This window comes from Campylobacter sp., from assembly GCF_052169515.1.
GTDB lineage: Bacteria > Campylobacterota > Campylobacteria > Campylobacterales > Campylobacteraceae > Campylobacter_A.
The window spans coordinates 13,351-36,176 of sequence record NZ_JBQNCH010000013.1 but is presented as its reverse complement, the minus strand read 5'-3'; the positions used below and the strand labels follow the sequence as shown (position 1 = coordinate 36,176).

Annotated in this window: 24 protein-coding genes and 1 tRNA gene; 10 read left to right on the top strand and 15 right to left on the bottom strand. The window is 36.6% G+C overall.

Annotated elements, in window-relative coordinates:
- Nucleotides 1-45: 45 nt before the first annotated feature.
- The 10 genes from ACTTKV_RS06060 to ACTTKV_RS06015 all read left to right on the top strand — a co-directional run bounded on the left by ACTTKV_RS06060 (nt 46) and on the right by ACTTKV_RS06015 (nt 8,109).
- Entirely contained in the window at nt 46-2,115 is a 2,070-nt protein-coding gene (locus tag ACTTKV_RS06060; protein WP_442549717.1) for an ATP-dependent helicase, read from the top strand.
- Entirely contained in the window at nt 2,112-2,933 is an 822-nt protein-coding gene (truB, locus tag ACTTKV_RS06055; RefSeq protein WP_442549716.1) for a tRNA pseudouridine(55) synthase TruB, read from the top strand. The genes ACTTKV_RS06060 and truB overlap by 4 nt, the downstream gene beginning before the upstream one ends.
- On the top strand, nt 2,927-3,157 hold the full coding sequence (gene csrA, locus ACTTKV_RS06050) for a carbon storage regulator CsrA (RefSeq protein ID WP_442549715.1): 231 nt from the start codon (nt 2,927-2,929) through the stop codon (nt 3,155-3,157). The genes truB and csrA overlap by 7 nt, the downstream gene beginning before the upstream one ends.
- The gene (locus tag ACTTKV_RS06045) at nt 3,154-3,897 is read left to right on the top strand and encodes a 4-(cytidine 5'-diphospho)-2-C-methyl-D-erythritol kinase (RefSeq protein WP_442549714.1); all 744 of its coding nucleotides are present in this window, start codon (nt 3,154-3,156) and stop codon (nt 3,895-3,897) included. Before csrA ends, ACTTKV_RS06045 begins: the two co-directional genes overlap by 4 nt.
- A 14-nt stretch (nt 3,898-3,911) precedes the next feature.
- Complete coding sequence (smpB, locus tag ACTTKV_RS06040; RefSeq protein ID WP_035170093.1) at nt 3,912-4,364, top strand: SsrA-binding protein SmpB; 453 nt, start codon at nt 3,912-3,914, stop codon at nt 4,362-4,364.
- 8 nt (nt 4,365-4,372) lie between these two features.
- Entirely contained in the window at nt 4,373-4,969 is a 597-nt protein-coding gene (locus tag ACTTKV_RS06035; RefSeq protein WP_442549713.1) for a TlpA family protein disulfide reductase, read from the top strand.
- A gap of 62 nt (nt 4,970-5,031) precedes the next feature.
- A complete protein-coding gene (flgB, locus tag ACTTKV_RS06030) occupies nt 5,032-5,466 on the top strand; it encodes a flagellar basal body rod protein FlgB (RefSeq protein WP_442549712.1) in 435 nt (144 codons plus the stop codon).
- Between the two features lie 8 nt (nt 5,467-5,474).
- Nucleotides 5,475-5,975, top strand: a complete 501-nt coding sequence (gene flgC / locus ACTTKV_RS06025) for a flagellar basal body rod protein FlgC (protein ID WP_442549711.1) — start codon at nt 5,475-5,477, stop codon at nt 5,973-5,975.
- Nucleotides 5,975-6,268 carry a flagellar hook-basal body complex protein FliE gene (fliE, locus tag ACTTKV_RS06020; RefSeq protein WP_442549710.1) on the top strand — a complete coding sequence of 98 codons (294 nt, stop codon included), beginning with the start codon at nt 5,975-5,977 and terminating at the stop codon, nt 6,266-6,268. The genes flgC and fliE overlap by 1 nt, the downstream gene beginning before the upstream one ends.
- An 8-nt stretch (nt 6,269-6,276) precedes the next feature.
- Nucleotides 6,277-8,109 (top strand): peptidoglycan D,D-transpeptidase FtsI family protein, encoded by a 1,833-nt coding sequence (locus ACTTKV_RS06015; RefSeq protein ID WP_442549709.1) that lies wholly within the window; start codon nt 6,277-6,279, stop codon nt 8,107-8,109.
- Between the two features lie 154 nt (nt 8,110-8,263).
- Here the strand turns inward: ACTTKV_RS06015 and ACTTKV_RS06010 are convergent, their stop codons facing one another.
- The 15 genes from ACTTKV_RS06010 to ACTTKV_RS05940 form a co-directional block, all read right to left on the bottom strand.
- Nucleotides 8,264-8,698 (bottom strand): fatty-acid--CoA ligase, encoded by a 435-nt coding sequence (locus tag ACTTKV_RS06010; protein WP_442549708.1) that lies wholly within the window; start codon nt 8,696-8,698, stop codon nt 8,264-8,266.
- Nucleotides 8,699-11,794 carry a cytochrome c biogenesis protein CcsA gene (gene ccsA, locus ACTTKV_RS06005; RefSeq protein ID WP_442549707.1) on the bottom strand — a complete coding sequence of 1,032 codons (3,096 nt, stop codon included), beginning with the start codon at nt 11,792-11,794 and terminating at the stop codon, nt 8,699-8,701. It abuts the gene before it with no gap.
- 45 nt (nt 11,795-11,839) lie between these two features.
- Entirely contained in the window at nt 11,840-12,397 is a 558-nt protein-coding gene (locus ACTTKV_RS06000) for a c-type cytochrome (RefSeq protein WP_442549706.1), read from the bottom strand.
- Nucleotides 12,398-12,489: 92 nt separating this feature from the next.
- Nucleotides 12,490-13,725 (bottom strand): OprD family outer membrane porin, encoded by a 1,236-nt coding sequence (locus ACTTKV_RS05995; protein WP_442549705.1) that lies wholly within the window; start codon nt 13,723-13,725, stop codon nt 12,490-12,492.
- Between the two features lie 265 nt (nt 13,726-13,990).
- The gene (locus tag ACTTKV_RS05990) at nt 13,991-14,425 is read right to left on the bottom strand and encodes a hypothetical protein (RefSeq protein WP_442549704.1); all 435 of its coding nucleotides are present in this window, start codon (nt 14,423-14,425) and stop codon (nt 13,991-13,993) included.
- 124 nt (nt 14,426-14,549) lie between these two features.
- Nucleotides 14,550-15,137 carry a hydrogenase-4 component G gene (locus ACTTKV_RS05985; protein ID WP_442549703.1) on the bottom strand — a complete coding sequence of 196 codons (588 nt, stop codon included), beginning with the start codon at nt 15,135-15,137 and terminating at the stop codon, nt 14,550-14,552.
- 83 nt (nt 15,138-15,220) lie between these two features.
- Nucleotides 15,221-15,655 carry a Dps family protein gene (locus tag ACTTKV_RS05980; protein WP_442549702.1) on the bottom strand — a complete coding sequence of 145 codons (435 nt, stop codon included), beginning with the start codon at nt 15,653-15,655 and terminating at the stop codon, nt 15,221-15,223.
- Nucleotides 15,656-15,806: 151 nt separating this feature from the next.
- The gene (locus ACTTKV_RS05975) at nt 15,807-16,184 is read right to left on the bottom strand and encodes a rhodanese-like domain-containing protein (protein ID WP_442549701.1); all 378 of its coding nucleotides are present in this window, start codon (nt 16,182-16,184) and stop codon (nt 15,807-15,809) included.
- Between the two features lie 181 nt (nt 16,185-16,365).
- Nucleotides 16,366-16,442 (bottom strand) — tRNA-Arg (locus ACTTKV_RS05970).
- Nucleotides 16,443-16,516: 74 nt separating this feature from the next.
- Nucleotides 16,517-18,595 carry an elongation factor G gene (gene fusA, locus ACTTKV_RS05965; protein WP_442549700.1) on the bottom strand — a complete coding sequence of 693 codons (2,079 nt, stop codon included), beginning with the start codon at nt 18,593-18,595 and terminating at the stop codon, nt 16,517-16,519.
- Nucleotides 18,596-18,607: 12 nt separating this feature from the next.
- Entirely contained in the window at nt 18,608-19,078 is a 471-nt protein-coding gene (gene rpsG, locus ACTTKV_RS05960; RefSeq protein ID WP_021090980.1) for a 30S ribosomal protein S7, read from the bottom strand.
- A 78-nt stretch (nt 19,079-19,156) separates the two neighbouring features.
- Nucleotides 19,157-19,555, bottom strand: coding sequence for a 30S ribosomal protein S12 (gene rpsL / locus ACTTKV_RS05955; protein ID WP_021090705.1), 399 nt, complete (start codon nt 19,553-19,555; stop codon nt 19,157-19,159).
- An 80-nt stretch (nt 19,556-19,635) separates the two neighbouring features.
- Nucleotides 19,636-20,769, bottom strand: a complete 1,134-nt coding sequence (gene iadA, locus ACTTKV_RS05950) for a beta-aspartyl-peptidase (RefSeq protein ID WP_442549699.1) — start codon at nt 20,767-20,769, stop codon at nt 19,636-19,638.
- Nucleotides 20,766-22,178 (bottom strand): Na+/H+ antiporter NhaC, encoded by a 1,413-nt coding sequence (gene nhaC / locus ACTTKV_RS05945; RefSeq protein ID WP_442549698.1) that lies wholly within the window; start codon nt 22,176-22,178, stop codon nt 20,766-20,768. The genes iadA and nhaC overlap by 4 nt, the downstream gene beginning before the upstream one ends.
- A 143-nt stretch (nt 22,179-22,321) precedes the next feature.
- A complete protein-coding gene (locus ACTTKV_RS05940) occupies nt 22,322-22,711 on the bottom strand; it encodes a DoxX family protein (protein WP_442549697.1) in 390 nt (129 codons plus the stop codon).
- Between the last annotated feature and the right edge of the window lie 115 nt (nt 22,712-22,826).

Sequence of the window (22,826 nt, the reverse complement as noted above, 5' to 3'; positions counted from 1 at the left end):
TAAGCATTTTTGGCTAAAATCAAAAGAAAATTTAAAAAGTAAAAAATGGAAAAACTACTATCAAATTTAAACGAAGCCCAATGCGAAGCAGCCACTCATATAGATGGTCCGATGCTCATACTTGCAGGAGCTGGAAGCGGTAAGACAAAGACGATCACTACTAGACTCGCCTACCTCATCGGAGAGGTCGGTATAGACGCTGCAAATACACTAACTCTTACTTTTACAAACAAAGCCGCCAACGAGATGCGAAGTAGAGCCATGGCTATGCTCAGCCAAAGTGGCAAAAACTACTCGCCACTACTTTGTACGTTTCATAAATTTGGACTTTTATTTTTAAAGCTCTACATCGAAAAGCTTGGCAGAAAAAATAATTTCGTAATAATCGACACAGACGATAAAAAACGCATCATCAAAAGCTTTGAAAGTCCGGTTGCAACAGCGATACTTTCAAGTGAAATTTCAAACTACAAAAACTCACTTTTAAGCGTTGAAGAGGTCTATAAAAATGCAAATTTTTCATCATTTGATAAAAACAAAGATAATTTTTACAAGCAAGCAGCTCAAGTTTATGAAAAATATGAAGATTATCTCAAAACAAATAATCTTGTTGATTTTGACGATCTACTAGGACTTACGTATAAAATTTTAGATGAAAACGAAGATCTTGCGAGAGAAATTTCAAATAGCTACAAATACATAATGGTCGATGAGTATCAAGACACAAACGACCTTCAGTACAAACTCCTAAAGAAGCTCTGCTTGTGCCACGAAAATATCTGTGTCGTGGGCGACGATGACCAAAGTATCTATGGCTGGCGCGGCGCCAAGATAGACAATATCTTAAATTTTAAAGATCAATTTAAAGATGTAAAGGTCATAAGACTAGAAAAAAACTATCGCTCAAGCGAGGCGATACTAAAAGCTGCAAACGAGCTGATAGATCATAACCGTAACCGCCTTGGCAAAAAGCTAGTTGGCACAAAAGATGAAGGCGAAGCGATAAATTTAATAGAAAGCCTTGATGAAAATACAGAGGCTGGCAAGATCGCAAAAAACATAAAAGAGCTTTTAAGTAAAGGCGTGCAAGCAAAGGATATCGCTATCTTATACCGCATAAATGCGCTCTCTCGCTCACTCGAAGATGGACTAAACAAAGAACAAATTGCCTATAAAATGGTAGGTGGTGTGAAATTTTACGAACGAGCCGAGATTAAAGATATAATCAGTTATCTAAGACTCATAAACAATCCAAACGATGATTTTTCGATAAGGCGCATCATAAATCGTCCAAAGCGAGGACTAGGCAAAGTAAGCCTTGATAAGCTTGAAAAAATGGCGTTTGATGGAAAAATTTCTATTTTTGAAGCGATATCAAACATTTCAGATAACGATGAAGTCTTTAGCAAAAAGGTAAAATCTGCACTTGTTGAGTTTGCAAACAACCTAAAAGAACTTCAAGAAAGTAGCTCTGTTTTTGATCTAATAGATAAATTTGAAGCAAAATTTGGCGTAAAAAAATACTATGAGAGCTTGCCAGATGGCTCTGAAAGAGCGGCGAACATCGACGAGTTTTACGCTGTTTTAAAAGATCAAATCAAGCAAAATCCAAGCTTTGATCTGGAGGAATTTCTAAATGAGATCACTCTAACAAGTGAGCAAGACGGTATCAGCGATGAGGCAATTAGTATCATGAGTGTACATGCGAGTAAAGGGCTTGAGTTTGAACACCTTTTTGTGATCGGCCTTGAAGAGGGATTTTTTCCACTCATTGGCGATGGTAGCGATATCGAAGAAGAACGCAGGCTTGCATACGTGGCGATCACAAGGGCCAAAAAGACACTTAGTCTAAGCTTTGCAAATTCGCGCTTTTACAAGGGTCAGCGCACGAGGTTAAATAAGAGTAGATTTTTAAGCGAAAGCGGCACTACTCATGGCTCGCTCGTTATCGAACAGAGCAATGAGTTTAAAAAAGGTGACCTTGTTAAACATAAAATTTTTGGTATCGGTAGGGTGAGTGCTGTTAGCAAGATCAAAAAAGAGTTTAAACTAACTATAAATTTTGGTGGCAACGTAAGAGAGATCATGTCAAGCTTTGTGGAAAAGGCAGTATGAACGCCATTTTCGTGGCAAACAAGCCAGCTGGCATGAGCTCAAATCACTTTTTAGGAAAGCTTAAAAGAAAATACGGTGTTAAAAAAGCTGGATTTTCTGGCACACTTGATCCATTTGCGAGTGGCTGTTTGATAGTCGCTTTTGGCTCGTATACGAAATTTTTTAGATTTTTAGATAAAAGTCCAAAGGTCTATGAGGCGACGATTTGGCTTGGAGCGAGCAGTCCCAGCATGGACAATGAAAATATCACTAAAATTTCAAATGTAAAAGAGATAAATTTAGAAAGACTTGAAGCTATAAGAGCCGAGCTAACCGGTAAAATAAGCTACGTACCGCCTAAATTTAGCGCCAAACATGTAAATGGCACGAGAGCTTATAAGCTAGCTAGAAGTGGCGAAGAATTTGAACTAAAGCCAGAGACTATGGAAATTTATGAGAGTCAAATTTTAAACTACTCACACCCATTTTTAACAATTCGCTTAAGTGTAAGCGAGGGGAGTTACATCCGCTCTTATGCAGAAATTTTTGGAAAAAAACTTGGTTATAATGTAACTTTAAGCTCATTAAAGAGGGTAAGCGAGGGCAATTTTTGCTATGAAAATGAAAAATTTTTAAATATTTGCAATTTTTTAAATATCGAGCAAAATAAGTATTTTGGGGATATAAATAATATTCTTGATGGTAAAAAATTAAAAATTAACGATTTTGAAACACAAGCACAAGGAATTTATTTGCTAAATTATGATAAATTTATGAGCGTAATCCAAATCATGGATGATACTATAAATTACACTCTAAACAAGGTTGAAAAATGTTAATCCTAGCAAGAAAAGAAAATGAAGAAATTTTAATAGGAAATGACATAAAAGTCGTCATAGTAAGCATATCAAAAAATACTGTCAAACTTGGCATCGAAGCTCCACGTAACACAATGATACTAAGAAGCGAGCTAGTAAATGACATCAAAAATGAAAATATACATGCCACAAAAAGTGCAGATGAGGCCGATATTTACGAGTTAGCAAAAAAAATCGAGAAATGAAAAGCTTTGCAAAGATAAATGTATTTTTAAAAGTAGTTGGCACAAGAGGCAATTACCATGAAATTTTGTCGCGTTTTGTTCTTTGCGAGCAACTTTTTGACGAAATTTATTTTGAAAAGTCAGATTCGTTTGCAATAGAATGCAACAACCACGAAATAAAAGATAACATTATTCAAAAAGCGATAGACGAGTTAAAAAAAGCAGGCTTTAATAACGAGCTTGACAAATTTTGTAGCTCGCATAAAATTATTATCAATAAAAATATCCCAATTGGTGCTGGTCTTGGTGGAGGCAGCTCTAATGCGGCCACTTTTTTACTCATGATAAATGATGAGCTAAATTTAAAAATAAAACGTGAAAATTTGATGCAAATAGCCTCTAAAATCGGTGCGGATGTCGCCTTTTTCGTAAGTGGCTACAAGGCAGCAAATGTAAGTGGGATAGGCGAAATCATAGAAGAATTTGACGATGAAGTACCAAATTTAAGCATCTTTACCCCGGATGTTTTTTGCTCTACACCTATGGTTTATCAAGAATTTAGAAGCAATTTCTTACAATATATAGACGTTGATACTGCAAAAAAGATGCAAAATTTAAAAAGCAAAGAGCTACTTGAAATTTATAAAAACGAGGAACTAAATGATCTTTTTGCGCCATGCTTTAAACTCTACCCACAGATGAATAAGTTTAGAGATAAATTTCTAAGTGGCAGCGGCAGTAGCGTATTTAGCGTAAAATAAAAGGTAAAATTTTGATAAAAGATCTAGCAAAAAATAAAAAAGCTTTACATGACTTTAGCATACTTGAGACCTTCGAGGCTGGCATCGTGCTAAAAGGCAGTGAAGTAAAGGCTTTAAGAGCTGGCAGAGCAAATTTAAAAGATAGCTTTGTGCGTGTCATAAAGGGTGAACTTTTTTTACTAAACGCGCACATTAGTTATCTTGAAACCACGCATAGTGCATTTCGTCCAAATGAACGAGCAGCAAGAAAGCTTTTGATGCACAGAAAACAAATCGATAAAATTTTTGGTCAAGTCTCACAAGATGGGCTTGCTTTGGTCGTTTTGGCACTTTATTTAAGCGATAAAAACATCGTAAAAGCAAGGCTAGCACTCGCAAAAGGTAAAAATTTACATGACAAACGCGAGACCCTAAAGAGACGCGAGGCAGACAAAGAAGCGAGAGCTGCCATCAAAAGATACGTTTAAGGAATAAAATGAAAAAAATAATTATATTAATCATCGCACTTTTTGCATTTTTTGGCTGTAAGGAAGAGGAAAATAGCAGGGCTACTTTTAAAGAATTTACTCCAAATGAAGAAGTAGTACTCAAAGATGTAAGCGGTAAAGACATTACGCTAATTCGAAAAAATAGCGGTTTTGTCATTAAAAACGACGAAAATAAAGTTTTAATGATAGATATTTTTGGTACATTTTGTCCGCCTTGCCAAAAAGAAGCTCCAGAGCTTACAAAATATCAATTTGAAAATAAAGAAACATTTACACTAATAGGTCTAACTCATTTTGAAAATGTCACAGATGAGTATGTTTTAAATGAATTTATGCAGAAATTTCACGCCTATTACTTCGTCACAAACAACCAGAAAATAAATGGTAGATTAATTGAGCAGATCGTGCGTGACATAGAATATAAGCACGAGATCGCACTACCATTTAAGGTCGTGCTAAAAAATGGAAAATACCAAATCTTAACAGACGTTGATAGCGGAAAATACGGTGTCAAATACTATTTAGGTGGCACAAAAGTCACTAAAATGAAAGAAGATCTGACAAAAATTTATGAGACAAAATAAATTTAGCTTATATTTGGAACATCATTTGCTTATAAAAATGTGAAATTTCATAAGGATTTTATATGTTTGTTTTAGAAAAATCAAAAGCTAGCCCTCTTGTTGAGTCAGCTCTTGCAGGTAGAGAGCTACGCCAAAAGCTAATCTCAGGCAATCTTGCAAACGTTGATACGCCATTTTACAAAGCTAGAGACATAAGATTTGAAGAGGTTTTAAAAGAGAGAGCAAATGAAATTTACAATGTCTCAAACAAAAAAGAACTAAAGCTAGCTAAAACAAACGAAGCCCATATGGCCGCTGTTGATTTTCCAAGAAGTGACATGGCGCAAATTTTCTTGCGCGATGGCCACATGGCTAGAAATGACGCAAACACAGTCGATCTTGACGTCGAGACAACAGAAATGGGTAAAAACACAGTTATGATCAATGCCCTTGATAGTGCCTACAAAGCACAGGGTAATATCTTTAAAAGCGTAATAGACGCAAGTGCTAAGAACTAGGAGAGATGATGTCATATTTAAATGATTTTGATATAAGCGGATATGGGCTAAGTGCTCAGCGCTTTAGGATGAACGTCATCAGTTCAAACATAGCAAATGCTCAAACCACAAGAACAGCTGAAGGCGGCCCTTACAGAAGGCAAGAGGTCATCTTTAAAGAGATGAGCTTTGATAAAATTTTAAACGATCAGCTTAAAAATTCGCAAAGCTTACTTGAGTACGAAAATCCGCTTGATGATCCAAGCTCACCAAGAAACGCTCACCCTGCCCTAACTAGCGTGATCGTGGATAAAGTGGTGCGTGACGACAAGGACTTTCAGCTAAAATACGACCCAAGCCACCCAGACGCAAATGCAAATGGCTATGTCGCATTTCCAAATATAAATCCAGTCATCGAGATGGCTGACTTGCTTGAGGCAACAAGGGCCTATCAAGCAAATGTAGCGTCATTTCAAAACGCAAAAACAATAGCACAAAGTGCGATATCACTTATTTCAGGACAAGCATAATGATAAATAGTATAAATTTAGATAAGTTAAATAAAAACGAAAATTCAAACAAAATAATAAAATCTGGCGAAGAAGGCGGCTTTGAAAATGCACTAAACGACTCTTTAAAAGAGCTAAACAAGGTTCAAATAAACGCTGATAAAGCCATCGCAGATCTTGCAACTGGCGAGGTAAAAGACCTGCACCAAGCAGCTATCGCTATTGGCAAAGCGGAGACTAGTATGAAGCTTATGCTAGAGATCCGCAATAAAGCATTAAGTGCTTACAAAGAAATTTCTAGAACGCAAATTTAAGCCATTGAATGAATTCCAGAAAATCAAAAATAACTATACTTTTTTTATTAATCTCTTTTGGAATTTCAATATTTGTGCTTGTTATATTTTATAGAGCGAGCATCGAAAGAAGACTCCCTAAGCTTCAAACAAGCGATATCAATACCGCAATTCGCGGTAACATCGTCACAAAAGACGGCTTTAGCATCTCATCAAGCCAAAAACTCTACAAAGTGATGCTAGACACCAGAAACATTGATCCAAACAAAAAAGAGATGTTTATCAAGCTCTATTCACTTTATAGTGGCGACGATCCAAACAAAGTAAGAAAAATCATAAATGGCACAAAAGGGCTTGTCACACTATCTTATAGTATTGATGCCAAGGGTGCCACCTATCTTCAAGAGCTCTCAAGAAAGCTAAATCGCAAGAGTATCTTGGTCTCATATCTTGACCCAAAAACAGGCCTTGCTTCATTTCAAGGCATGCGTGTGATGGAAAGTGGACAAAACCGTAAATTTATGTCAAAAGATGCTCTTACGCCAGCTATTGGCTACGTTAGCAAAACCGAAAGTGACGCGCTTACAAAAAGTAAAGGCGTAAAAGGGCTTGAGAGATACTACGAAGACTATCTAGCTCCAATACAAAACGCTAAAATTCTTGGACCAAGAGATATCGGCAACAACATCATTTTAACAAGCGACTCAAACCTTGCTACAAGAGTAGACGGATACAATGCCGTACTTTCTATACCGCTGAAATTTCAAACCAAACTAGAACAAATTTTAGATGAAAAGCGTGAATTTCTAGACGCAAAAGAGCTTGTAATCTGCATAATGAACAGCAAAAATGGAGAAATTCTAGCCCTTGCCTCTAGCTCAAGATACGATCCATCAAACATAAGAAAACAAGACTACAGCGCCCTAAACTCAACCGCTAGTGAATATGCCTATGAAGTCGGATCAGTTTTTAAGCCATTTATATTTTCGATACTACTTCAAGAAAAAAAAGTAAATCCATTTGAGCTTATTAATACCTACAATGGTCGCTATCAACTTGGAAAAAGGATCATAAAAGATACCCATCCAGAGCCTTTTATGAGTGCTGAAGACATCATCGTACATAGTTCAAACATCGGCATGATCCAGCTAGTAGAGCGCCTAAATGGACCACAAATTTATCAAGGCCTTTTAAATTTTGGCTTTTCCAGAAAAACTGGCATTGACCTGCCATATGAGCAAGTAGGGATGATGCCAACAGTTACGAAGCTAAATTCATCAACATATAAAGCTACAGTGAGCTACGGATATGGCTTACAAGCGACGTTTATGCAACTTTTAAAAGCTTATAATACCTTTAATAACAAGGGCGTTGAGGTCATACCCCATATAGTCGCTTACCTAGAGCGAAACGGCAAACGCTACGACCTACCAAAGTCTGAGCCAGCACAAGTCATCTCACAAGAAACAGCAAAGATAATGAAGCGAATTTTAATAAAAACGGTCGAGAAAGGAACTGGACTAAAAACATTTACTCCAGGGCTTGAGATAGGTGGCAAAACCGGTACTGCTCACATAGCCTCGGGCAAAGGCGGATACAGCAATACATATAACGGTTCGTTTTTTGGCTTCGTAAATGATACAAGAGGCAATAGTTATACAATAGGTGTTTTGGCAAGAGATCCTAAAAGACCTTACTACTATTTTGGTGCTCAAAGTGCACTACCTACTTTTAAAAAAGCTGTTGATCTTATGGTTGAGGATGGATATCTATTTCCTGATGCAAACATTATAGCTGAGTTTGAAGCTAAAAAAGATAAGCTTAAAAATGAAAAGGCAAAGCAAAAACCTGCTTTGGATTAGACTTAAAATATTGCTATTCAATAAAAATCTCACAACTATAATCTATGGCATTTAAGAACAATGTCTGACCATAATCGGAACAAAAATTGTAAGATATTGGTTTTATTAATAAAGCCTAGATAATTATAATTGCTGAGGCGGTGATTTTTAAAATTTATCTACGATTTTTACGGTTTTCTATGCCAACTCTCTCACTATTTTCTATCTCAACAACATAGCTTGGATTTTTCTTTTTAGCCTCTTTGTCTAGAAAGCTAATAAGTTTTGCATCGGCATTTTTATGAGAGCAGATTAAAATTATAAAATTTATATAATTATTTGCCTCTTTTGGCATAGTCTGATTATTTTTAGGAGGTATGTTAAATTTTTCTATAAAAATTTGTATCAGCTCAAAAAGTTCGTTTTTGCTTAAACTATTATCACCTGCGAGCCTTTCAAGCTTTTCTATCGTGATCTCTTCCTTAACAGATACGATTTTATTAGAAGGAGTGGCTTGATGAGTTTTGTTTTTTAAAAGCAGATAGATCAGTACGCAAACGGCAACTATCAGCAAAACGATACAAAAAACTATCAAGCCCTTTACAAGCATCTATAGCCTTGAGCAAAGCGAGCGTTTGGTAAATGCTATAACGCTCATAAGCACCATAACTACCATAGTGATCCAGATAAAGTCAGGTATCGGTAGAGGGTCTCCAGCTGCATATGAGTGCATGCCAGCTAGATAAAAATTCACACCAAAATAGGTCATTATAATCGACCAATAAGCAAAAAATGAAGCTACTGCAAACGCATATTGGTTATTTAATTTTGGTATAAATCTTATGTGAAGCACAGCTGCGTAGACAAGGATCGAAACTAGCGCCCATGTCTCTTTACTATCCCAGCCCCAGTATCTACCCCAGCTCTCATTTGCCCAAACACCACCAAGGAAGTTTCCAAGTGTTAGTAGGCTTAAACCAAGTATCATCGCCATCTCATTTATGCGAGTTGCTTCAAGGATATTACGTGAAATTTCCGCATGTGGCTTTTTCTTATTTTGCAAAATGATAAGCAGCAACGTAAAGCCACCAAGTAGCGAGCAAAGACCCAAAAAGCCATAGCTTGCGGTGATGATAGATACGTGGATAGTGAGCCAGTAGCTCTGAAGCACAGGCACTAGCGTAGTGATCTGTGGATCCATCCAGCTAAGGTGCGCGACAAATAGCGTAATGCCGGCAAGTATTGATGTGAGAGCAAGTGCGATCGGACTACGTTTTGCAAAGACTATACCAGAAAGTCCAAGCGCCCAAGCTATATAGACCATAGACTCATACGCATTACTCCAAGGTGCATGCTCTGCTATATACCAACGAAGTCCAAGGCCTACCGTATGAGCCAAAAAGGCTAGTAAATTTATAGCATATACGATCTTTACAATACTATTAATCTGAACTTTTGGAGCCAGCATTTTGATAAATACAAAAAATAAAAGCGCCAGGCCAGCCAAAAGATAAATTGGCGTCAAGCGGTCAAAAATTTGAAATTTGTTAAATAAAATTTCTATATCTATCTTTTTCTCACTTGGCATAACAGCTGAGCCATATTTGTGCTGATACTCTGAAATTTTATCAAGTGCAGCATCAGCCTTACTCCAGTCGTTGTCTTTTGTCGCTGCGTCAACGGCTGCGAAATAATCTCTCATCATGCCAACAACTATCTCAGCCTCTTTTGGTGTAAAATACATCATCGCAGAAGCAGGCGAATACCAAGAATGAGACGGATCGTCTTGTTTAGGAAAAATTTTAAAAATTTCGCCAATAAATATCATGTAAAATACGTTTAATCTCTCATCAATCTTAATCACATCTTTATCAAATGTACCACGTGAACCTGGGTGTTTTCGGTTAGCAATCTCTGTAAATTTAGTAAGCTTATACTCGCTTCCACCATCTTTTGTGACTCTAAAAAACTGGTCAAAGCTTCCATATTTGGCATTTTCATCAACACCAAGCTCTTTTTTTAGCTCTTTGCTTTGGCCAAGAGCAATGATATTTTCACTTCTCCAAAAGTCAGGTGCCACCATGATAGAGAGCATTGCCTGGTTTGAATTTAAGTTGCCAATACTATCACTTCTATGAATTTTATTTAATATCTCTTTGCTTAGCGTATCGAATGGCTTCATTCTGCCATCTGGACTTTGCACTATAAGTCTGGAAAGCTTTTGGGCATGTTCTTTGCTAATATTAGGCAAAAAGTCTTCAGCTTTTAATGAGCTAAAATTTAAACTTAGAATTATAATAGCAATAAGAGCAACAACTTTTTTGCCACCTTTTGTTGATTCATCATCAATTAGTTTTGCTAGCTTTCTAAAGCGACTGCCTGGATTTATAACATTTAACACAAATCCGAGTCCAAGTAGAAAATATCCTATATAGGTTGGTATCTTGCCTGGATCCTTGTTAACAGATAGAATCGTGCCCTTTTCGTCAGTATCATATGAGCTTTGGAAAAATCTATATCCATCATAATCAAGTACATGGTTCATATAAATTTTATAGTCAAATCCTGGGTTGTCAGAGCCATCTTTTACTACAACTTCACTTGCGTAGCTCATTGGAGAATTTGAACCAGGATATCGTTTGAGCTCAAAATCTTTCAAATATAAACTAAATGGGAGTTTAACTTGCTGAGCACCCCATGAAGCATTAAATTTTTGTCCAGCTACAGCCAAACGTGAAGGCTCTGTAAGGTTATAAAATACATGCATTTCTTTACTTTCGCCTTTGTAGTTTAGCTCAGCTACTAATGCGTTAAATTCACTATCTTTTGAGCTTACGAGTTTTCTTGAGGCGTTAGCTGAAACTAGCCTTGGGGCAAAATTTATATTCGAGATAGTATAGAGGCTGCCTGTACTAAATTCATTTATACTGCCAGCTTTTAACTCTGTTTTTGAGTTATCTGCCATTGTAAATTTTGAAAGATCAGCATTTGAGGTAACCGAAAAATTTCCATCCAATAGTCTAAAAAGTACATATTTTTTACTTTCATCTGGCTTGGCATTAAAAAGAAAGCTAATATCAGCAACCCTAGCTTCTTCTTCTTCAAGTAAGAAAATTTCTTCGCTATCACTCTCATTTGAAACAACAAATTCAATAACAGGTTTTCCATTTTTATCATCTACAAATTTGTAACTTGCATTTGGCACAAATTCTTTAAATCTTAAATTTGCTTCACTATCTGCTATTTTTAGTTTTAAATCAAAGCCATTTTTTATATCAGTAAGTCCCAAAGGCAAAGCTGCACTTACCTCTTCGCCACTATCGTTTAGTGTGACTAAATTTAAATAAGAAACCTTTGTTGTTACGATATTTGACTGCGTATTTTCCCTTATATGCATATCAGCCTCGAAACCAAGATATCTTGTAATGCCAGCACCAACCAAAATAACGATAAACCCTACATGAAAAATAAGTGATGGAAGTTTTTTAGGATCTATTAAGTTGTATCTAAAAATATTGTAGGCTAAATTTATACCAAGAAGCAGTTGAATAATAGCAAACCAACTAGCACCATAAACATAGTACCAAGCGGCTTCTGTGCTCGTTTTGCTCTCTATTATCGTGGCGACTCCGCTAGCTATAGCGAAGATTGCCATCAAAACGATAGCTGAGCCCATACTTAAAAATAGTGATTTTGGATTTAACATCTGTTTCCTTTTTTATTTATTGCAACAAAGCTATCGAAGTAAATTTTATCTTAAATAACTACCTTGTTTTGTTTCTGTAGAAACTGGTTTATTTTTATTTGTTTCTTGCTCGCTAAGCGCATCTTTGCCTTTTAGATACGCAAGGATTGCACCAAGATCGCTATTTGAAAGAATTTTAGCTTGGTTTTGCATAACGTTTTTGCCACTTCCACCAAAGCTTGAGTCACTTCTGTAAGATATGATGCTATCTTCTATATCTTTAGCATTCATATTTTTTAGAGGGGTTGAACCAAATGGCCTTTTATCTGCATTTTCACCGTGACAACTAGCACATTGTTTTTCATAAATTTCTTTACCTAAAGAGACGCTATATCTACCCTTTTTATCAACGCCTAGTTTTAAAATTCTATTGTCTTTATAGCGTCTTGGATCTTCATCTACATAAACATTTACTTTTTCATTTCTATCATTAGCCTGCTTTTTTGCCATTTCAGCAAGTTCTTTACCAAATTCGCCACGAGCTTCTATATAATAAACTTGCGAAGCTGCAAAGGCATTTGCCACCAAAAAACACGCCAAAAAAGAAATTTTGATATTTTTCATGAGTTTCCTTGAAATTTTGCTCTAAATTTAAAAATCCCAGATCAGATTGCTCTGACCTGGGATTATATCATAAGTTGATTAATTAGCTAATATTAGAATGAGTATTTAGCTTCAAATCTGAATTTATCTTCTTTCTTTTTCTCATCATTATCTAATTTATGTGTTTGGAAAGAGTAGAATGAACTAAATTTCAACTTCTTGCTGTATTGATAAGCAAATCTTGGAACAAATTCTTCAACCTTATCTTTTGCATCTGGATTACCAGCACCAGCTGATGTTTTTTGAGTGCCTTTTACGTAGTCTAAACCAGCTGTAAATTTATCAAATGTATAAGCACCTGTTACATAAAAGAAGTTACCTTTGCCTTCTGCATGTGTCCAGTCAAATACATCTTCACCTGCATCAATTAAGCTTCCTTGGTCTTCAAATGAAAAAGCTGATATGCCTTTATCTTGAGATTTCCAACCGATATAACCACCAGCTAGATCAAAACCAAATAATGAAGTAGAAAGTTCTCCAGCATAGAAGTTGCCATCATTATATCCTAGCTTGCTTTTAGCACTAGCATCAGCTGTGCTATTTACATAGTTAAGTCTTGCGCCCAAAGAAACATCATCAGTAATAGCAAAATTTGCTGAAACATCAGCTGCAAGTAAGTCAGCTAAATTTGTTAAGCTAGCATACCATAGTTGGAAGTTAATAGGATCATATGCTCCAGCAATACCAGCTGCATATAGATTACCAACATCATACTTATTCAATTGATTAGTTACACTCACATCATACAGATCACCATCGCTCTCACCACTACCTTCAAGTGCATCAAATGCTAAAGCTGTAAGTGTAAGACCTTCGATGTCTTCATTTACTACTCTTACGCCTGTGCCAACAGCATCATCAGTAAAGTATGAACCTATAACTTGCTTACCAGCTGTTATAGTAGTAGCACCTACTTTGTATCCTAGGTAAAATTGGTAAACTTTAAATGGATCAGTTGTATTTGTTTTATCTGTACCATCTATATTAGCTGTTCCAGCATTATCGCCTGAACCGTCATTTGCATTATATCTTAGGCCAACAACACCAAAAAAGTTATCATCGATAGCAGCTTTAAAATTTGTGATCATTTTAAAGTTATGTTTTGCATCATTAGCTTTTTTGACATTTTCTTGTTTTTTGTCATACTCATGAGTGTGAGTATATCTATATCTTGCAAATCCTGAAAGATCTACATTTTTTATAGCTTCTTCAAGTGGAGTAGCACTTGCTACGCTTGAAAACGCACCTAAAGCAACCAAAGCGGCTAAACTAATTTTTGTTAGTTTCATTTTTTCTCCTTTTAAGGTTTTTGTGAGAACGATTATAATCTATAAATTTTAATTTAAAGCTTAAAAAATCATAAATTTTTATATTTTTGTTACCAATCATTTACCGATTTTAGCCAAAAAGCATATTTTTGATAATTTAACTTTCAGAAAGAGTATCTTAAAAAGTGGAGTAAAATAAAAAGGGGCTGTTATTTCGCCCCTTAAAAGGAGTTCTAGTTTTGATTGCTAGTGAAATTATATATGCCAGCAGTAAATCAACGGTAATCTAAAAAGAAATTTTTTCCTCTTTTGGCACTTCTATATTTGTTTTTATATTTTTTCTTTTAGTAACTACTTCGTTTTGGGGTTTTCTTATGCCATTATATAGACCACGAGAACCTCCCTCCTTTATAAGAAGCATATCCACAAGTTTGTCGGCATAAAATGTCGCATAAACTAAATCGCCCTTATCATAATAGTATCTATTCGCACAAAAATTTGCTTTATTTAGTTTATTATTTTTTACATCACTGGCAACTATCTCATAGCAATATTTTGAATCTTTATATGTAACCTCTTTTATAAAACCTTTGATAGAACTTTTTATAGGTGTGTTTTGCGCCACTTGCTTTGGTTGCTTGCGAACTGGTGGATTGTTATCAAAAAACGAGCAACCAAAAAATATAGAAGCTACAAAAGGAAGTAAAATTTTAGCTTTCATCTTTTCTCCTTATTTTAAAGAGCGAAGTATAGCTTTTCAGTTTAAATAAAATTTGTGAGTTTTGAAATTTGATTTTTATTCTTACATTAATATATAAATTTCTTGGGCATGCAACCCAAGAAATCTAAGCTGATACGTTTAAAACGTTACCGCCAAACTCAGCGATCTTCTTATCAAGTAACTCAAGAGTCTTTTCAATAGTCTTTTGAGAAATTTCAGGTAGCTCGCCACCCCAATTTTTCTTTGCATCTTCAAAACCCTTTGTCACGCCATCTCTACCAGCTTTTAGCTTCTCTATATCATCGCCTGCACCATTTAGTACAAAGCCGGCTATCCTCTCAGCTGTATTTGAAATACCAAAAAAGCCATTTTCGCTAACTAGCTCGCTTGCCTCATCGCCACTTAACTCACCTAGAGCTTTGCCATTATAGCCAATACCTGCTAGATCGAGACCGGATAAAATATCAGACAAATTTTTAGGCACATTAAAGCTTAAGCTGCCTTGAGCCAATAAATTTGAGCTAGCATTTTGTATGATCTCTTTTTGATACTGCAAAAAATAACTATTTGAGATCTCTTTTGCACTTAAATTTGAAATCTCGGGTTGCTTTTTGGAAACCTCTTTTTCATCCTTATGAAATGAAATTTCTGATTTTATATTTTCTTTTACGCTTGAAGTATTGTATGAGCTTGCGATTTGACTGATTTGCATATTTGGCTCCTTTAAATTTATAAAGGCAATATCGCCAAAAAGTAGAATTTATTTAGAGTAAGCGGGAGAACTTCCCGCTGTGATTATTTACCTAATGTTGCGTTTAGCATCCATATGGCTTTTTCAAATTTTGCTATTTGATCTTGTGCGTACATCTGAGTTGTTGTATCGCCCTCTGCAAGTTCATCAAGCTTTTTAAACTCGCCTAACAGATGTTTGTAGTCAGCTAAAACTATATCTAAAACTTCAGTTGGAGCGTAACTCTCTTTTGGCTCGTGTTTGATATGAGCGACTTTCGCTAGCTCTTCAGCTTTAACGATAGGCCTACCGCCAAGCATAAGGGCTCTTTCAGCAACGGCATCAAAGATCTCGCTCATATCCTCATAAGCTTTCTCAGTGTATTCATGAACGCTGAAAAACTGAAGACCTTTTACGTTCCAGTGAAGATCGTGAAATTTGATGTAAAGTGCATTTGCATCGGCTTGAATTGTGTTTAATTGTAAAATAACTTTTGACATTTTGTCTCCTTCTTTAATTATTTAAATATGGTGAAATTATATATAGGTAGAGTTAATAGTTGGTTAATTAAATAATAATTTTTATTATTTAATATAAATTTTAACTACAAGAAATTTATCTTGTAGTTAAAAGTAGATTTTAAAAATTTGTTTATTTTTTATATGGTGTAGTTTTATAGCCTTGCTCAATCAAACTACCCATACCGCCATCTAAATTTATGATATTTAGATCAGCATTATCAATAATGGCCGCAGCAGCCGCACTTCTTCTACCGCTTCTGCAAATAATAGCAACAGGCTTTTTGAGATCAACTGCTTTTGATAGCTCATCTACAAATGCTTCTTTTTGGCTTGGATCAAAAGTAATAGTTTTTGCTCCTGCTATAATACCAGTCTCTTGCCACTCAAGTGGAGTTCTGATATCAACGATCTGATCATAATTTTTTATCACGTCTGGAGTGACTCGAATAGTTTTAACATCCGCAGACAACATAGAACAAACAGCCCCTAAAAGTAAAATTCTTTTCATTTATCATCCTTAAATAAAAATTTGTGTGATATTAGCATAGATTATTAAATATATAAAATTTTGTTTGATAAATTTTATTGCTTGTAATTATTAAAATATTATGAATTGACGGTCTTCTAATAAAAATTTAGTATAAATTTTTAAAATAATAAGTGCTTTATAAAAATTATATATGATACAATGGTGTCCCCAACAGGGTTCGAACCTGTGGCCTTAGAATTAGGAATTCTACGCTCTATCCAGCTGAGCTATGAGGACAAATTTGTGAGTTAGTTTATTTTAACTGAGCGATTGAATTTAAAGGGCAGATCACTCTGCCCTATTTTGACTAATTAGCCATTTCTCTTTTTAATAATCTCTTCACTTACGTTTTTAGGAACTTCTTCATAGTGATCAAATTCCATAGAGTAAGTCGCACGACCTTGTGTCATTGAGCGAAGATCTGTTGAGTAGCCAAACATTTGTGCTAGTGGGCAGTAAGCAGCGATGATCTTGATACCGCTTCTATCGTCCATTGAGTTTACTTGACCACGACGCTTGTTAAGGTCACCAATAACATCACCCATGTACTCTTCTGGTGTTTCAACTTCAACTTTCATCATAGGTTCGAGAATAACAGCACCTGCTTTTCTAGCGCCTTCTTTAAAGCCCATTGAAGCAGCGAGTTTAAATGCCATCTCAGATGAGTCAACTTCGTGGTAGCTACCATCAAACAGTGTAACTTTAACGTCTTCAACTGGATAACCAGCAAGAACACCACTTTGAAGTGCCTCTTTACAACCTTTTTCAACAGCTGGGATATATTCTTTTGGAACAACACCACCTTTGATGTCATTGACAAATTCAAATCCACTAGCAGCTGGAAGTGGTTCAAGACGTAGAAATACGTGACCATACTGACCACGACCGCCTGATTGCTTTGCATATTTATACTCTTGTTCAACTGTCTTGCGGATAGTCTCGCGGTAAGCAACTTGTGGTTGACCAACTTCAGCATCAACTTTAAATTCGCGCAGCATACGATCGACAATAATTTCCAAGTGAAGCTCACCCATACCACTAATAATAGTTTGTCCACTCTCTTCATCTGTGCTAACTCTAAAGCTTGGATCTTCTTGAGCTAGTTTTTGTAAAGCTATCGCCATCTTCTCTTGATCAGCTTTTGTTTTTGGCTCAACAGCAACGCTGATAACTGGATCTGGGAAGTCCATTCTCTCTAGGATAACTTTATCTTTTTCGCTAGCCAAAGTATCGCCAGTTAGAGTATTTTTAAGACCAACAACAGCACCGATCTCGCCAGCAAAAAGCTCTGAAATTTCTTCACGCTTATTTGAGTGCATTTTTAATAGACGGCCGATTCTCTCTTTATTGTCTTGAACTGTGTTGTAAGCATAACTACCACTTTCAAGGCTTCCTCTATATACACGGATAAATGTTAGCTGTCCAACAAATGGGTCAGTCATGATTTTAAACGCAAGAGCTGCAAATTCGCCATCATCAGTACTATCAACAGTTACTTCAGTACCGTCTTCATAAACGCCCTTGATCGCTTCGATCTCATCAGGAGCTGGCAGGTAATCAACTACAGCATCAAGTAAAGGCTGGATACCTTTATTCTTAAACGCAGTACCGCAAAGCATAGGTGTGATAGTCATTCTTAAGCAACCTGCTTTAATACCTTTTTTGATCTCTTCTTCGGTTAGCTCTTCGCCAGCAAAGAATTTTTCCATTAAGCTATCATCTATTTCAGAAACAGCTTCGATTAGTTTTGCACGGTATTCTTCTGCTTTTTCTTTAAGTTCAGCTGGAATTTCTTCTTCAATATAATCAGTTGGTTTTTTATCATCATTCCAAACATAAGCTTTCATTCTAACAAGGTCAATAACACCCTTAAAGTTATCTTCCGCGCCGATAGGAATTTGAATAGGTACTGGATTTGCCTTTAATCTATCTCTGATCTGCTCTTCGACTCTAAAGAAATTTGCACCAATTCTATCCATTTTATTAACAAAAACTACTCTTGGTACATGATATTTATTTGCTTGTCTCCAAACAGTTTCTGACTGAGGCTGAACACCGCCAACAGAACAAAATACAGAAACAGCGCCATCAAGAACACGCATAGAACGCTCAACTTCGATAGTAAAGTCAACGTGGCCTGGAGTGTCAATCAAATTTACCTGATGGTCTTTCCAAAAGCAAGTAGTAGCTGCCGATGTAATCGTAATACCGCGCTCTTTTTCTTGTTCCATCCAGTCCATAGTAGCAGCACCATCATGAACCTCGCCGAGTTTGTGACTCATACCGGTAAAGAATAAAATTCTTTCACTTGTTGTAGTTTTACCAGCGTCGATGTGAGCCGCAATACCAATATTTCTTACTTTATGTAAAGGTGTTTTTCTTTCTGCCATATCAATTCTTTCTTACCAGCGGTAGTGAGCAAATGCTTTATTAGCCTCTGCCATCTTATAAGTATCTTCCTTCTTCTTGAAAGATGCACCTTTTGAATTTGCCGCATCTAAAAGCTCATTTGCTAATTTATCTATCATAGTTCTTTCGCTTCTTTTTCTAGCGTAAGTTATAAGCCAGCGGATAGCAAGAGCTTGTTGGCGAGCTGGACGAACCTCAACTGGCACTTGATAAGTAGCACCACCAACACGGCGTGATTTAACTTCCAAAATAGGCTTTACATTTTCGATAGCGTCGTTAAAAACGTCAATGCCTTTAACTTCAGCATTTTTCTTTTCAATAGCTTTAATAGCACCATACATTATCTCAGTAGCGACGCTTTTTTTGCCATCATACATAAGAGAATTAATAAATTTAGTTATTATTTTGTTTCCGTAAATCGGATCAGGTAAGACTTCCCTTACAGGGGCTTTTCTTCTTCTCATTTTGATCTTTCCTTCAAATTTTTATGAAATTTTACTCAAACGTTTGCAAATTTTAGCAACGTCTGCGAACCTAAATTTTTACTTTTTTGTTGCAGCTGCAGCACCAGCTTTAGGGCGTTTTGCACCATATTTAGAACGAGAAACTGTTCTTTTTGCAACACCAGCAGTATCAAGTGCACCACGAACGATGTGATATTTAACACCTGGTAAGTCTTTAACCCTACCACCGCGAACTAAAACGATACTGTGTTCTTGTAGGTTGTGACCTTCACCGCCAATATAGCTGATGACTTCAAAACCGCTTGTTAGCCTAACTTTGGCAACTTTCCTCAAAGCTGAGTTTGGTTTTTTAGGAGTTGTAGTATAAACCCTAGTGCAAACTCCTCTTCTTTGAGGGCACTCTTTTAACGCTGGAGATTTTGACTTAACAGTCACTTTCTTGCGTTCTTTTCTGACCAATTGATTTATGGTTGGCACAATAATTCCTTTCAACTAAATTTATTAAAAAGACCTAATTTTATTTAAAAAAAACTTAAATATCGGTTAATAAATCAGATTTATTCATACGTTCCTTTTTTTATAAAACCGCTGTCATCTTTTAAAATTTCACCTTTAGCTACGACAAATTTTATATCAAGCTCATCACTTACTAGTAAAATATCGGCGTCAAAACCCTCTTTTATCTCGCCTTTTTTATTTTGCAAAGCCACACTTCTTGCCACGTTTGTCGTAAAATACGGCAATGCTTCTTCTATACTAAAGCCATCTTTTACAAAATTTATAAACTCTTCATACAGGCTCTTAACGCCAGCAATGCCTATTTTTAGTAAATTTCCGTCTCTATCGTAGCTAGAGTAGCTGCCAAAGCCGTCTGAACTAATAGTGATCTTGTTTGTCGGTAAATTTTCTTTTTTGATGCGCTTTACAGCTTCAAGCGGTGTAAGGCCTGACATGCAGGTAAAGTCGATATAGCCGCCATCTTTTATAAATTTAAAGCTTTGTTTAAAAAGCTCTTCATTTCTATTTACGTGCGTTGGTTGAAATAGCGTAATCGGCATATCATACTCGTTTAGCACTTCATAGATCAAATTTATGCCCTTTTTGCCATCACCCATGTGAAGCGTAGTATGGCCAGACTTTGAGCTGATCATGCCAGCTACTCTGCCAGCAGAGACGATGTGAGCGAGCTCATCCTTGCTCACGCTTGATGAGCGGTGGTCGCTTATGGCTAGCTTGGTGCCGATTATCGGTCCGACAAAGACGATATCTTTTTCGATCTCGCCAGTTATGGTTGGCGTTTTAGAGCTGTATGCGCCGGTATGAGCGTAGCATGTGATGCCCTCGTCATTTAGTGCGTGAGCTTTGGCAACCAAATTTTCAACGCTTCTTGTTGTGCTGTCAGTTCCAAGTAGTCCGACCACGGTCGTTATGCCAGCTTCTATTAAATTTGATAGCATGATCTCAGGCACTCTAGTCTTAAAGCCACCCTCGCCGCCGCCGCCAGTAATGTGCACGTGCTTATCTATAAGGCCTGGTATAGCTGTGAAATTTGAAGCGTCGATCACCTTTATGTTTGGTAAATTTGGCTCTATATTTTCAGCTATGCAAACGATCTTGCCATTACATATAAATATATCTTTCTTGCCAAGAAATTTTGGAGAGTAAATTTTTACATTTTTTATGAGTATCATTTGGCCTCCTTGTTTATTTTAGCTATGCCGATACCTGTTAGGGCTAGGATGATAGCAAAGACAACGCCCATGTAGTTTAGGATCGCCCATGGCAAGTACTCTACCGTTGGCACTCCAAGTGTAGCTGTCATATATGCACCAGCTGCCGACCAAGGAATGAGTGGAACGATCACGGTACCAGAGTCTTCAAGCGTTCTTGATAGGTTTTTGGCTGCTAAATTTTTCTCTTTATAAAAGTCTTTAAACATCTCACCAGGAATAAGGATAGAAAGATATGAGCTACCTGTGACAAATGCGACAGTTAAACATGAGCCGATAGTTGAGATGATGACGCCTGCTGCTGATTTGACCTTCGCCATGATAGTGTGGAGCACCTTTGTAAGCATGCCAGTTTTTGAGATGATGCCAGCAAAGCCCATAGCGCAGATGACTAGGATAGTTGTCGAGTTTACAGAGCTCACGCCGCCCCTATTTAGAAGCTTGGTGATATCTTTTGAAAATTCCATCTCAACGCCGCTCATTGTGACATTAAAGCCGGTCATCACTGAGATAAAGCCATTTTTTAAACTAAAGCCCTGGATGATAACGCCAAGAACGACTGAAAATAGAGATGCGATAATCATTACAGGGATAGTTGGCCACTTTAGCACAGAGCCAGCCAAAACAAGCAACACAGGTAAAAGTAGCAAGATATTCCAGTGAAAAATTTTATCTAGTTGGCTTTGTAGCAATAAAACTGACTCAGATATATTAGCGCCACTACTTGCAGCTGCGCTACCAAAAAATAGATAGGCTGCTAGCGCAACAATAGTCGCTGGAATAGTTGTGTAAAGCATATGTCTAATGTGCTCATAAAGCTCTGAGCCAGCAGCTATCGGAGCTAGGTTGGTTGTATCTGAGAGTGGAGAAAGCTTGTCACCAAAATAAGCTCCAGCCACTACAGCGCCTGCAGTTGCTGCTAAATTTACATCAAGGCCTTGAGCTATACCCATGATGGCCACGCCTACCGTACCAGCAGATCCCCAAGAGGTACCAGTTGTTGTTGAGATGATAGCTGCGATAACAAATGCCGTAAGGACTAAATACTTAGGATTGATAATATCCACGCCGTAGTAAATAATCATAGGAATAGCACCTGAAAACACCCATGAACCAATAAGAAGACCAACCGCCCAAAGTATCATGAGTGCCGGCAGTGAGCTAGAAATTTTTTCTATGACGCCGTCTTGAAGCTCTTTCCAACTATATCCTAGCTTCCAAGCGATACCACCAGCCACAAGAGCAGCAATAAGAATGATAGGCTCGACTTTTAATTTCATGTAGCCAACGCCAAGTGCAAGGCCCACAATCATAACCAAAATAGGTGTGACTGCGAGCAGAAACGAAGGTTCTTTTTTTGTCTTTTCCATCATGCGTCCTTTAAATTAGAAATTGTTTTTAAATTTAAAGGCAATAAACTTAAAGTGTTATAAAAAAATAAACTAAATTTAAATTTTAAATATAAAGTGTAGGAATTTAGCACATTTTAATCTGTTCTAAATTTAAGCAACCTTTAATCTTGTTTGATTGCGTATTTGCCACTACCAGAAAAGATAATACAAATAGACATTGCAATGTATAGGTAGATAAGTTCTGCTTTAAAACCATTGACACTATTTAGTTCAAGTAAATTTGAAAAGCCAAAAAATGAGTATAAAATAATAATACTAGAAGCAAAAACCAAAGCTGCGCCAGCTCTTGAGTAAAAGCCAACAGCTATCATTATCGGAGCTAAAACCTCTCCAAGATAGGCAAAATATGCTAAAAAACTAGGGAGCCCAGCGCCAACCAAAATACTCTTTACTCCGTTAACTCCATGTAAAATTTTGCCAAAACCATGCATAAAAAGGCAAATTCCAAGGTCTAAGCGTAAAATTAAAAGTCCAAGATCGACATTTTTCATAATATCTCCGTTACGTATTTTAATTATATGATTTTATTTAAGATTGATTAATAGCTTGTAAATTTTGAAGTTTTGTAAAATTAAGTGGGGGATAAATTTATAAAAAATTAAGCCC

Coding starts and splice junctions, on each gene's coding strand:
- ACTTKV_RS06060 (WP_442549717.1), top strand. CDS start 46: ATGGAAAAACTACTATCAAATTTAAACGAAGCCCAATGCGAAGCAGCC.
- ACTTKV_RS06035 (WP_442549713.1), top strand. CDS start 4,373: ATGAAAAAAATAATTATATTAATCATCGCACTTTTTGCATTTTTTGGC.
- ACTTKV_RS05940 (WP_442549697.1), bottom strand. CDS start 22,711: ATGAAAAATGTCGATCTTGGACTTTTAATTTTACGCTTAGACCTTGGA.
- ACTTKV_RS06000 (WP_442549706.1), bottom strand. CDS start 12,397: ATGAAAAATATCAAAATTTCTTTTTTGGCGTGTTTTTTGGTGGCAAAT.
- ACTTKV_RS05985 (WP_442549703.1), bottom strand. CDS start 15,137: ATGCAAATCAGTCAAATCGCAAGCTCATACAATACTTCAAGCGTAAAA.
- ccsA (WP_442549707.1), bottom strand. CDS start 11,794: ATGTTAAATCCAAAATCACTATTTTTAAGTATGGGCTCAGCTATCGTT.
- ACTTKV_RS06015 (WP_442549709.1), top strand. CDS start 6,277: ATGAATTCCAGAAAATCAAAAATAACTATACTTTTTTTATTAATCTCT.
- fliE (WP_442549710.1), top strand. CDS start 5,975: ATGATAAATAGTATAAATTTAGATAAGTTAAATAAAAACGAAAATTCA.
- rpsG (WP_021090980.1), bottom strand. CDS start 19,078: ATGAGAAGAAGAAAAGCCCCTGTAAGGGAAGTCTTACCTGATCCGATT.
- csrA (WP_442549715.1), top strand. CDS start 2,927: ATGTTAATCCTAGCAAGAAAAGAAAATGAAGAAATTTTAATAGGAAAT.
- ACTTKV_RS06010 (WP_442549708.1), bottom strand. CDS start 8,698: ATGCTTGTAAAGGGCTTGATAGTTTTTTGTATCGTTTTGCTGATAGTT.
- ACTTKV_RS06045 (WP_442549714.1), top strand. CDS start 3,154: ATGAAAAGCTTTGCAAAGATAAATGTATTTTTAAAAGTAGTTGGCACA.
- flgB (WP_442549712.1), top strand. CDS start 5,032: ATGTTTGTTTTAGAAAAATCAAAAGCTAGCCCTCTTGTTGAGTCAGCT.
- ACTTKV_RS05995 (WP_442549705.1), bottom strand. CDS start 13,725: ATGAAACTAACAAAAATTAGTTTAGCCGCTTTGGTTGCTTTAGGTGCG.
- ACTTKV_RS05975 (WP_442549701.1), bottom strand. CDS start 16,184: ATGAAAAGAATTTTACTTTTAGGGGCTGTTTGTTCTATGTTGTCTGCG.
- nhaC (WP_442549698.1), bottom strand. CDS start 22,178: ATGGAAAAGACAAAAAAAGAACCTTCGTTTCTGCTCGCAGTCACACCT.
- flgC (WP_442549711.1), top strand. CDS start 5,475: ATGTCATATTTAAATGATTTTGATATAAGCGGATATGGGCTAAGTGCT.
- iadA (WP_442549699.1), bottom strand. CDS start 20,769: ATGATACTCATAAAAAATGTAAAAATTTACTCTCCAAAATTTCTTGGC.
- ACTTKV_RS05980 (WP_442549702.1), bottom strand. CDS start 15,655: ATGTCAAAAGTTATTTTACAATTAAACACAATTCAAGCCGATGCAAAT.
- fusA (WP_442549700.1), bottom strand. CDS start 18,595: ATGGCAGAAAGAAAAACACCTTTACATAAAGTAAGAAATATTGGTATT.
- ACTTKV_RS05990 (WP_442549704.1), bottom strand. CDS start 14,425: ATGAAAGCTAAAATTTTACTTCCTTTTGTAGCTTCTATATTTTTTGGT.
- truB (WP_442549716.1), top strand. CDS start 2,112: ATGAACGCCATTTTCGTGGCAAACAAGCCAGCTGGCATGAGCTCAAAT.